The following is a 10,945-nucleotide window of genomic DNA, read 5'->3' on the forward strand; positions in this document are numbered from 1 at the left end:
GGGATTTTTATCTCGTGAATGGACAAATGCATGGAATGTTCTTGTTGGAGTATGGAAATGACTCATAGAAAAACAATTATTAATACCCTTTTATTGACCGCACTCTTTGGTGGCGCCACCCTGGCCCAGGCCGCCGACGTCCCCGCCGGCACCAAGCTCGCCCCCGAGCAGACTCTGGTGAAAGGCAATGGCTCAGAGCCAGCCACCCTGGATCCGCACAAGACCGAAGGAACGGTTGAATCCAATATTCTGCGCGATCTGTTCGAGGGTCTCGTCACCTCAGGCCCCAAGGGTGAAACCCTGCCCGGCGTCGCCGAGTCCTGGGAAACCAAGGACAACAAACACTTCGTGTTCCACCTGCGCAAAGATGCCAAGTGGTCCAACGGGGATCCGGTCACCGCCCATGATTTCGTCTTCGCCTTCCAGCGCGCGGTGGATCCCAAGACGGCTTCTCCTTACTCTTGGTACATGGAGATCCCGACCATAGTCAACGCTACCGACATCATTGGTGGCAAGAAACCGGCCGACACCCTGGGTGTGAAAGCCAGCGACGACTACACCTTCGAAGTCCAGCTGGAGAAGGCGGTGCCTTACTTCGTCAGCATGCTCTCCCACACCACCACCTACCCGGTGCCGAAGAAAGTGGTCGAGAAGTTTGGCGACAAGTGGACCCAGCCCGGCAACATGGTTTCCAACGGCGCCTATGTGCTGAAGGATTGGGTGGTCAACGAGCGCGTCGACGTCGAGCGCAACCCCAGCTACTGGAACAACGCCAAGACAGTGATCGAGAAGGTCACCTACCTGCCCATCCAGTCCACCAACGCCGAGCTGAACCGCTACCTGGCCGGTGAAGTCGATCTCACCTACAACATGCCCATCGAGCGCTTCAAGCAGATGAAGAAGGAGCACCCGAACGAGGTGCAGGTGAGCGGCTATGTGGGCACCTACTACTACCAGTACAACTTCAAGCACAAGCCGTTTGACGACGTGCGGGTGCGTACCGCGCTCTCCTATGCCATCGATCGCAACGTGATCGCCGACAAGGTGATGGGCAAGGGCGAGACCCCGGGTTACACCCTGGTTCCTGACTTTGTGGATGGCTTCAAGCCGGTGGCCCCGGCCTGGTCCAAGCTGACCCAGGCCGAGCGTGACGCCAAGGCGAAAGAGCTGTTGACCGAGGCCGGTTACGGCCCGGGCAAGCCGCTCAAGTTCGAGCTGCTCTACAACACAGACGACAACCACAAGAAGGTGGCCGTGGCCGTCGCCTCCATGTGGAAGAAGCTGGGCGTGCAGGTGAGCCTGGTGAACCAGGAGTGGAAGACCTACCTGGAAACCAAGAAGCAGGGTAACTTCGACGTGGGTCGCGCCGGCTGGATTGCGGACTACAACGAAGCCTCCTCCATGCTGGATCTGATGCAGACCACCCACGGCAACAACGACGGCAAGTACTCCAACACCGCCTTTGACAAGCTGATGAGCGAGTCCCGCAATCAGGTGGATGCGGATGCGCGCAACAAGCTCTATGTCCAGGCCGAAGATATCCTGGCCAAGGACATGCCGATCGCCCCCATCTATCAGTACGTGACCTCCCGCATGGTCAAGCCCTATGTGGGCGGCTACCCGGCCAACCCGCTGGACAACCTCTACAGCAAAGACATGTACATCATTGCTCACTGAGTAAAGAAACAAGTCGCATAACAAGCAGGCCCGCCGGACGGCGGGCCTTTATTACAACCGCGACCCTTTGGAAGCAGTACAGGACAGGAAATGTCTATGTTGAAATTCATCCTTAAACGTCTACTGGAAGCGATCCCGACTCTGCTGGTCTTGATCACCGTCTCCTTCTTCATGATGCGTTTCGCGCCGGGTAACCCCTTTACCAGCGAACGCGCCCTGCCGCCGGAAGTGCTTGCCAACATCGAGGCCAAATATGGCCTGGACAAGCCCATAGGCGTGCAATACCTCACCTATCTGGGCAATCTGGTCCAGGGGGATCTGGGGCCCTCCTTCAAATACAAGGATTTCACCGTCAACGATCTGGTGAGCCAGGCGCTGCCGGTCTCCGCCAAGATTGGCTCGGTCGCCTTCCTGCTGGCGGTGACGCTGGGAGTCACGTTCGGCACCATTGCGGCCTTGAAACAGAACACCCTCATCGACTATCTGCTGATGTCGTCGGCCATGGCCGGGGTGGTGATACCCGGCTTCGTGCTGGCACCCTTGCTGGTGCTCTTCTTCAGTATCTACCTGGGCTGGTTCCCGGCGGGAGGCTGGCAGGGGGGCGGGGTGCAGTTCATGGTGCTGCCGGTGTTCGGCATGATGATGTACTACATCTCCGCCATCTCCCGCATCATGCGTGGCAGCATGATCGAGACCATGAACTCCAACTTCATCCGTACCGCCCGCGCCAAGGGGCTGCCGCTGCGCCATATCATCCTGAGACACGCGCTGCGTCCGGCCATGCTGCCGGTGGTCTCCTACCTGGGCCCGGCGTTCGTGGGCATCATCACCGGCTCCGTGGTCATCGAGACCATCTTCGGCCTGCCGGGGATTGGCCAGCTGTTCGTCAACGGTGCCCTCAACCGTGATTACTCCATGGTGCTCGGCCTGACCATACTGGTCGGCGCCCTCACCATCACCTTTAACGCCGTGGTCGATATTCTCTATGCCGTCATCGATCCCAAGATCCGTTACTAAGCCGGGAGTACATCATGGTAGTCACAACTGAAAAGCGCGAAGCCGTCGAGGCGTTCGCCCAGAAAGTGGAAGTGGTGGAAGGACGCTCCCTGTGGAAGGATGCCCGTCGCCGTTTCCTGCGCAACAAGGCGGCCCTGACCAGCCTCATCATCCTGACCATCATTGGTCTGGCGGTGATCGTCGGGCCGCATCTCTCCCAATACACCTTCGACGATCCGGACTGGGGAGCCATGCAGGCCGCCCCTGACATGGAGACGGGGCACTGGTTCGGCACCGACAGCCTGGGGCGCGACTTGTTCGTGCGCACCCTGCTGGGTGGCCGCATCTCCCTCATGGTCGGCATCATGGGGGCCCTGGTGGCCGTCATCATCGGCACCCTGTACGGCGCCGCCTCCGGCTTCATCGGCGGGCGGGTCGACAGCCTGATGATGCGGGTGCTCGAGATCCTCAACGCCTTCCCCTTCATGTTCTTCGTCATCATGCTGGTGACCTTCTTCGGTCGCAACCTGGCCCTCATCTTCCTCGCCATAGGCGCGGTGAGCTGGCTCGACATGGCACGGATAGTGCGAGGCCAGACCCTGAGCCTCAAGAGCAAGGAGTTCATCGAGGCGGCCCACGTCTGCGGCGTCTCCAAGTGGAAGATCATCACCCGCCATATCGTGCCCAACGTGCTCGGGATAGTGGCGGTTTACGCCACCCTGCTGGTGCCCGGGATGATCATGTTCGAATCCTTCCTGAGCTTCCTGGGGCTGGGTGTGCAAGAGCCCATGACCAGCTGGGGTGCCCTGCTGGATGAAGGCTCCAAGTCGATGGAAGTGGCCATCTGGCAACTCCTGTTCCCCGCCGGTTTCATGGTGGTGACCCTGTTCTGCTTCAACTTCCTCGGGGATGGTCTGCGTGATGCCCTGGATCCAAAGGATCGCTGACACCAAGGGACAGGCAAGACGCCAAGGGGCCATAAGACCCGTCCAGAGAACGCACTGCGTTCACGGGGATGGGCAGGCTGGCATCACGACAGCGCGATAAGGAGTGCTGATATGAAATTACTGGATGTGAAAGATCTGCGGGTCGAGTTCAAGACCCCGGACGGCAATGTGGTGGCGGTCAACGACCTCAACTTCTCCCTCTCTGCCGGCGAGACCCTGGGGATCGTCGGTGAGTCAGGCTCAGGCAAGTCCCAGACGGCCTTTGCCATCATGGGGCTGCTCGCCAAGAACGGCATCATTACCGGCTCGGCCAAGTTTCAGGGGGACGAGATCCTGAATCTGCCGGAGCACAAGCTCAACAAGATCCGCTCCGAGAAGATCGCCATGATCTTCCAGGACCCCATGACCTCCCTGAACCCCTATATGAAGGTGAAGGATCAGCTGATGGAAGTGCTGATGCTGCACAAGGGGGTGAGCAAGGCGGCGGCGTTCGAGGAGTCGGTGCGCATGCTGGACGCGGTGAAGATCCCCGAGTCGCGCAAGCGGATGAACATGTATCCGCACGAGTTCTCCGGCGGCATGCGCCAGCGGGTGATGATCGCCATGGCGCTGCTGTGCCGGCCGCAACTGCTCATCGCCGACGAGCCGACCACGGCGCTGGACGTGACGGTGCAGGCCCAGATCATGACCCTGATGAACGAGCTCAAGCGGGAGTTCAACACCGCCATCGTCATGATCACCCACGACCTTGGCGTGGTGGCGGGCATCTGTGACAAGGTGCTGGTGATGTACGCCGGTCGCACCATGGAGTACGGCCGGGTCAACGACATCTTCTATCGCCCGAGCCACCCCTATACCGAAGGCTTGCTGCGCGCCATTCCCCGTCTCGATACCGAGGGGGAAGTGCTGCCCACCATACCGGGCAATCCGCCCAACCTGCTGCGTCTGCCCACCGGCTGCCCCTTCCAGGAGCGTTGCCACCGGGCGCACGAGATTTGCGGCCAGCAATCACCCGTCCTGACCCCCTTCGGCGACGGACGGACAAGGGCCTGTCATTGGGTTTCGGATGCCATGATCAAGGGGGTGAACTGATGGGTACTGACAAGAAACTGCTGCTGGAAGTGTCTGACCTCAAGGTTCACTTCAGCATCAAGAGTGACAAGGCCTGGCCCTGGGCCAAGCCCTCCGCCCTGAAGGCGGTGGATGGCGTCACCCTGCGCCTCTACGAAGGGGAGACCCTGGGGGTAGTGGGGGAGTCCGGTTGCGGCAAGTCCACCTTCGCCCGGGCCCTGATCGGTCTGGTACCGGCCACCGACGGCAAGGTGGTGTGGCTGGGCCAGGATCTGACCAAGCTGGAGCAGGGGGCGCTGCGGGAGAAGCGCAAGGAGATCCAGATGATCTTCCAGGACCCGCTGGCCTCCTTGAACCCGCGCATGACCATAGGTGACATCATCGCCGAGCCCCTGGTCACCTTCTATCCCAATCTCTCCAGGGAGCAGGTGAAGGAGAAGGTGCGGGCCATGATGACCAAGGTGGGGCTGTTGCCCAACCTGGTGAACCGCTACCCCCACGAGTTCTCCGGCGGCCAGTGCCAGCGCATCGGCATCGCCCGGGCGCTGATCCTGGAGCCCAAGATGATCATCTGCGACGAGCCTGTCTCGGCGCTGGATGTCTCCATCCAGGCCCAGGTGGTGAACCTGCTCAAGTCTCTGCAAAAGGAGATGGGGCTCTCCCTCATCTTCATCGCCCACGACCTGTCCGTGGTCAAACACATCTCGGATCGGGTGCTGGTGATGTATCTGGGCAACGCGGTGGAGCTTGGCACCCGTCAGGAGATCTTCGCCAATCCCCTGCATCCCTACACCAAGGCGCTGATGTCGGCCGTGCCCATTCCGGATCCGGATCTGGAACGCAACAAGGTGATCCAGATCCTGGAGGGGGATCTGCCATCCCCCATGAACCCGCCGTCCGGCTGCGTGTTCCGTACCCGTTGCCCGGTGGCGGGCCCCGAGTGCGCCAAGACCCGCCCCATGCTGGAGGGGAACTTCGATCACGCCGTCTCCTGCCTCAAGGTGGATCCGCTCTGAGGGCGAGGGCATGAATGAGCATGCGGGGCACCCAGGTGGTGCCCCGTATTATTTCCATTCGCGGTGAAGATGCCCCTTGGCGCCACCTTTGGAGGCTGTTACTATCCGCCGCACAAGGGGAGTAACTTCTCGCCGGTTTGTCGTCATTACGGTGCACCCATATCCTGCAGTGCACCCGGCAGCCGGGCAGTCGATGAACATTGGCTGTAAGTGAGACCTTGCCGAGAGGCAAGGTGTATCTGCTCCAAACGCAAACCCACGCCTCTCGGTCGTGGGTTTTGTCGTTTTGGGAGAAGTGAAAAATGGGTGAATGGTGGATGTGGACCGGTTTCTTCAGCATAGTGCTGGTCCTGTTGTGGATTGACATCCGCTTTGTCGGTGGCGGCAAGGCGCACAAGGTGTCCCTGAAAGAGGCGGGGATCTGGTCCCTCATCTGGGTCAGCGTGGCCCTGCTGTTCAACCTGGCCATCTGGCTCTGGCTGGATCACAGTGCCGGGCGTGAGATCGCCAACGAGAAGGGGCTGGAGTTCCTCACCGGCTACCTCATCGAGAAGGCGCTGGCGGTGGACAACGTCTTCGTCTGGCTGATGCTGTTTGGCTACTTCGCCATTCCGGCCGAGCTGCAGCGCCGGGTGCTGCTCTACGGGGTGCTGGGTGCCATCGTCATGCGTGCCGGCATGGTGTTCGCGGGCAGCTGGCTCATCGAGCAGTTCCACTGGATCCTCTACCTGTTTGGCGCCTTCCTGCTGCTGACCGGGGTCAAGATGCTGTGGGCCGCCGACAAGGAGCCGGATCTCGCCAACAACCCGCTGCTGGGCTGGATGCGTCGCCGCTTCAAGGTGACCGAGACCCTGGAGGGGGAGAACTTCTTCGTCTGGCGTGACGGTGTGCGCTATGCCACCCCGCTGCTGCTCATCCTGGTGCTGGTGGAGGTGAGCGATCTCATCTTCGCGGTGGACAGCATCCCGGCCATCTTCGCGGTGACCACGGATCCCTTCATCGTGCTGACCTCCAACATCTTCGCCATCATGGGCCTGCGCGCCATGTATTTCCTGCTGGCCGGCGTCGCCGAGCGCTTCGCCCTGCTGAAATACGGTCTGGCGCTGATCCTGATGTTCATCGGGGTCAAGATGCTGCTGCTGGACATCTTCAAGATACCGACCGGCATCGCCTTGGGCGTGGTGGCCCTGATCCTGCTGGCCTCCATGGGGCTCAGCCTCTGGGTGACCCGCAAGAAGGTGACCGATCAGAAGACGGTGTAAGCACCCGCAAAAAAGGGCTCCCTCGGGAGCCCTTTTCATATCAGATCCGTGCTTAGCGCTTGATCTTCTTGGGGTTGGTGTAGCCCCAGATGGTGTACATGTCCGCCAGCAGGGCGCCGTTGTACTCCTCCAGATCCGCCTGTTTCACCTCGGCCTCACCCTGACGGCCGAACAGCACCACCTCGTCACCGGGTTTCACCCCTTTGAGATCGGTCACGTCCACCATGATGGTGTTCATGGAGGTCTTGCCCACCACGGGCACCTTCTGGCCCTGGATCAGCACATAGGCCTTGTTGCTGAGCGCCCGGCGGTAGCCGTCGGAGTAACCCAGCGGCAGGTTGGCGAGCAGGGAGTCGCGCTTGAGGGTGAAGGTGCGGTCATAGCCGACTGTGTTGCCCGCCGGGTAGTGGTTCACCGAAGCGACCTGGGTCTTGAACGCCATCACCTTCTTGTATTCGGTGTAGGAGGGGATGGTGTCGCCGTAGATGATGCCGCCCGGGCGTACCATGTCAAAGTAGGCTTCCGGCACTTCCAGGGTGGCGAAGGAGTTGGCGGCGTGAATGGTGAGCTTGCTGCGATCCAGCTTGCCCGCCTCGATCAGCCACTGGTAGTCCAGCTTGAACTGGGCCAGCCCCAGCTTGACGTCCTCTTTCTCTTCCACCGGGAAGTGGGTCATGATGCCGACCGGGGTGATCCCCTTGAGCTTGACCATGGCCAGGGCATCTTCCTTGGCGTCCGCCTGGCGCAGGTCGATGCCGTTGCGGCTCATGCCGGCGGAGTTCAGGCCTATGTGCACCGGAATGTTGGTATGGTGGCGCTGGGCGATGTCGGCGATCCCCTTGGCGCTCTCTAGGCTGCCCACCAGCTCTTCCAGCTTGTAGGGCAGGGCCTGCTCCACTTCGGCCGGGGTGGCGGCACGGACCCGCATCAGACGGCCCTCGAAGCCCTTCTCGCGGGCCACCCGGGCCTCTTCATTGCTGGCGATGCCGATGCAGGGAATGCCCGCCTTGACCACGGAGGGGACCAGCAGATCGATGCCGTGACCGTAGGCGTCGGCCTTCATGATGGCGCAGATCTGCGGGCCCTTGTCGCCGAGACGATCCTTGAGGGTCTGGATGTTGTGCTCGAAGGCGGTCAAATCCACCTCCAGCCAGGCGTTGGCGGCGGTCTGCTCCTGACCGTTGCGGGTGTCGCTGGCCAGGGGCAGATAGGGGGCGGCGACGGCCTGGCCGGCGAGCAACCCGAAGACCAGGGTCGCGAGCAGGGTTTTCTTGTGCATGGGATGATACCTTCTTATTGTTGAGGTTGGGGGCGTCCGGGTGTGGACGCGAGCGTTAGTCGCCTGGGAATTTATTCGTATGTGGATGATATTTATCCATTTTTTATAATTTGACGACGGCGAGAGTGTATCTTATTGGCGCCATTCGTGGCACTTGTTGCAGGAAGAAAATATGCGTTTCGAGCTGCGTATCCCACCTTTGCTACTGTTTGTCGTCATCGCGCTCGCCATGTGGCTGGGAGCCGGAGATGACAGGGGGAGGGGCGTCTTGCTGATCCTGGCAGGAGCCCTGCTGCTGGTGGGCGCCGTGTTCGGCGGCGGGGCCTTGCTGCACTTTGCCCGTCAGCGCACCACGGTCAATCCCGTGCGCTTGCAGCAGAGCCGGGTGCTGGTGACCCGGGGGGTCTATCGCATCAGCCGCAACCCCATGTACCTGGGGCTGCTGTGTTGGTTGCTGGCGCTGGCCTGCTATCTCGGGGGCCCCTGGGTCTGGCTCGGGCCGCTGCTGTTGCTGGGCTGGCTCACCCGCTTCCAGATCCTGCCGGAGGAGCGCGCCCTGCGTGCCCGCTTCGGCATCCCCTATGTGCAGTACTGCCGGCGAGTGAGGCGCTGGTGCTGAGCACCAAACGAAAAAAAGGCCCGCAGTTGCGGGCCTTTTGCCGGGTCTTCTTGACTCAAGCCTTGGCGAGTTCGCCCTCGGTCTGGGTCTCTCCCAGGCTGTCTTCCGTCTTGGCCACCACGCTGGCGGCGATGGCATTGCCCAGCACGTTGGTGGCGGAGCGCCCCATGTCCAGGAAGTGGTCTATGCCGAGCAGCAGCAGTATGCCGGCCTCCGGGATCTGGAACTGGTTCAGGGTGGCGGCGATCACCACCAGGGAGGCGCGCGGCACCCCGGCCATCCCCTTGGAGGTGACCATCAGCAGTAGCAGCATGGTGATCTGCTGGGCCATGCTGAGCTCGATGCCATAGGCCTGGGCGATGAACATCACCGCGAAGGTGCAGTACATCATGGAGCCGTCCAGGTTGAAGGAGTAGCCCATGGGCAGCACGAAGCTGGCGATGCGCTTGTCGCAGCCGAACTTCTCCAGCCTGTCCAGGGTCTTGGGATAGGCGGCCTCGGAGCTGGCGGTGGAGAAGGCGAGCAATATGGGCTCGCGGATCATGGCCAGCAGGGTCAGGATGCGGCGGCGGATGAAGAGGCTGCCCATGGCGATGAGCAGCAGCCAGAGGCAGGCCAGGGCCAGGTAGAACTGGGCCATGAAGGTGCCATAGGTGGCGAGGATGCCGAGCCCCTCCTTGGCGACCATGGCGGCGATGGCGCCGAACACCGCGAAGGGGGCGAAGTTCATCACGTAGCCGGTCACCTTCAGCATGATCTCGGCGCTGCTTGCCATCAGCTTGACCACGGGTTTGGCGGCATCCCCCAGGGCGGCGGCGGCCAGCCCGAAGAAGAGGGAGAAGACCACGATCTGCAGGATCTCGTTGGTGGCCATGGCCTCGATCACGCTTTTCGGGATGGCGTGGGTCACGAAGTCCTTGAGGGAGATGGCGGTGGCGGCCACCCCTGAGCTCGCGCCGTCATCGGGCAGGGAGAGGGAGAGGCCGACCCCGGGCTGCATCAGGTGGACCATCACCAGCCCCAGGGTCAGTGACATCAGGGAGGCCAGCATGAACCAGCCCAGTGTCTTGGCGCCGATGCGGCCCACGGTGCGGGTGTCGCCCATCTTGGCGATGCCGACCACCAGGGTAGTGAACACCAGGGGGGCGATGATCATCTTGATGAGGCGCAGGAAAATGTCGGTCAGTATGGTGATGTCACTTGCAAAGGTGGCGGCCTGGGCCGGGGCAAACAGGCGATAGCCTTGCCCGGTAAAAATGCCAAGCAACATCGCAATGAGGATGGCAACGGTCAATTTGTTCATTTTCATGGGGGGACAGTCTCGATATGTGCAGTGCCTGTGCAGGTGGGGAGGGTACCACCTAAGTCCGTTTTTGTGATCCGGGCCATGGAATCCTGACAGCCGGTATGCTGGCAGCATGCCTAATCACGAAGGGGAAATCCAGCGACTTATATCAGAACTTTATGTTGCAATTAGTTGTATGTGATGTAGATCTTGTAAATTAATTATATTAATCACTGTTTATTTTCATCTTTGCCAGATAAATAGCTTCCAGGCTCTGGTCGTCCAATGGGGCTCTCCCCAGGGAGAAGATCAGCAGTGCCGAGGTGCGGTGCTCTACCTGCATCTCGTCCATGAAGGTGTCGGGTTCGTACTCATCGAAACCGAACCGGGGACGGGTCGGGGTGATCCTGATCGCATCCCGCGACAGGGTCAGCGATTGCACCTGCACCCAGGCATACCCCTGCGCCAGCGCCATCTCCCCCGCTCGCTTGAGCACGTACTTGCGGGCCGTCTCCCTGTCCACCAGATCGTTGCCCACAAACTCCAGCTGCCAGCGGGTCGCCCCGAGCCGGGTCTGGGAGAAACCTGTCTGGCCGTTCCAGAAGGACTTCTCGCTGTCATAGGAAGTGGCGCAGCCGCCGAGCAGCAGCGAGCCGCACAGGACGAGGACGAACAAGAGGGGGGAGCTTGGTGACATGGTGCCGGCCCTTGGCAAAGAGGGTGTCACTACAGCACAACACAGCCCACGAGACAATCGCCGGCCTGGGCGCCGCCGCGGAGGGGCAAAAAGAAA

At 61.1% G+C, this 10,945-nt stretch carries 10 protein-coding genes; 7 read left to right on the forward strand and 3 right to left on the reverse strand.

Going from position 1 to position 10,945, the window contains the following annotated elements; translation table 11 throughout:
• The first annotated feature begins 57 nt into the window (after positions 1-57).
• The 6 genes from ACWPWQ_RS11755 to ACWPWQ_RS11780 all read left to right on the forward strand — a co-directional run bounded on the left by ACWPWQ_RS11755 (position 58) and on the right by ACWPWQ_RS11780 (position 6,969).
• Complete coding sequence (locus tag ACWPWQ_RS11755; protein ID WP_139434114.1) at positions 58-1,677, forward strand: ABC transporter substrate-binding protein; 1,620 nt, start codon at positions 58-60, stop codon at positions 1,675-1,677.
• Positions 1,678-1,773: 96 nt separating this feature from the next.
• Positions 1,774-2,694, forward strand: a complete 921-nt coding sequence (oppB, locus tag ACWPWQ_RS11760) for an oligopeptide ABC transporter permease OppB (RefSeq protein WP_041205427.1) — start codon at positions 1,774-1,776, stop codon at positions 2,692-2,694.
• Between the two features lie 14 nt (positions 2,695-2,708).
• On the forward strand, positions 2,709-3,620 hold the full coding sequence (gene oppC, locus ACWPWQ_RS11765) for an oligopeptide ABC transporter permease OppC (RefSeq protein ID WP_139434113.1): 912 nt from the start codon (positions 2,709-2,711) through the stop codon (positions 3,618-3,620).
• A gap of 111 nt (positions 3,621-3,731) precedes the next feature.
• A complete protein-coding gene (oppD, locus tag ACWPWQ_RS11770) occupies positions 3,732-4,712 on the forward strand; it encodes an ABC transporter ATP-binding protein (protein ID WP_043129280.1) in 981 nt (326 codons plus the stop codon).
• Positions 4,712-5,707, forward strand: a complete 996-nt coding sequence (oppF, locus tag ACWPWQ_RS11775) for a murein tripeptide/oligopeptide ABC transporter ATP binding protein OppF (protein WP_139434112.1) — start codon at positions 4,712-4,714, stop codon at positions 5,705-5,707. The genes oppD and oppF overlap by 1 nt, the downstream gene beginning before the upstream one ends.
• Before the next feature lie 302 nt (positions 5,708-6,009).
• Positions 6,010-6,969 carry a TerC family protein gene (locus ACWPWQ_RS11780; RefSeq protein WP_202045150.1) on the forward strand — a complete coding sequence of 320 codons (960 nt, stop codon included), beginning with the start codon at positions 6,010-6,012 and terminating at the stop codon, positions 6,967-6,969.
• Positions 6,970-7,021: 52 nt separating this feature from the next.
• Here the strand turns inward: ACWPWQ_RS11780 and alr are convergent, their stop codons facing one another.
• Positions 7,022-8,248, reverse strand: a complete 1,227-nt coding sequence (gene alr, locus ACWPWQ_RS11785; protein WP_205641504.1) for an alanine racemase — start codon at positions 8,246-8,248, stop codon at positions 7,022-7,024.
• A 172-nt stretch (positions 8,249-8,420) separates the two neighbouring features.
• Between alr and ACWPWQ_RS11790 the strand changes: the two genes are divergently transcribed.
• Positions 8,421-8,867, forward strand: a complete 447-nt coding sequence (locus ACWPWQ_RS11790) for a methyltransferase family protein (protein ID WP_247626726.1) — start codon at positions 8,421-8,423, stop codon at positions 8,865-8,867.
• 55 nt (positions 8,868-8,922) lie between these two features.
• Here ACWPWQ_RS11790 and ACWPWQ_RS11795 read toward each other — a convergent pair whose 3' ends face one another.
• Together ACWPWQ_RS11795 and ACWPWQ_RS11800 are read right to left on the reverse strand one after the other, a co-directional pair.
• The gene (locus ACWPWQ_RS11795) at positions 8,923-10,176 is read right to left on the reverse strand and encodes a dicarboxylate/amino acid:cation symporter (protein WP_265435922.1); all 1,254 of its coding nucleotides are present in this window, start codon (positions 10,174-10,176) and stop codon (positions 8,923-8,925) included.
• A 202-nt stretch (positions 10,177-10,378) separates the two neighbouring features.
• A complete protein-coding gene (locus tag ACWPWQ_RS11800) occupies positions 10,379-10,849 on the reverse strand; it encodes a CC0125/CC1285 family lipoprotein (protein ID WP_454009842.1) in 471 nt (156 codons plus the stop codon).
• Between the last annotated feature and the right edge of the window lie 96 nt (positions 10,850-10,945).

This window comes from Aeromonas sp. Marseille-Q7275, assembly GCF_965119515.1.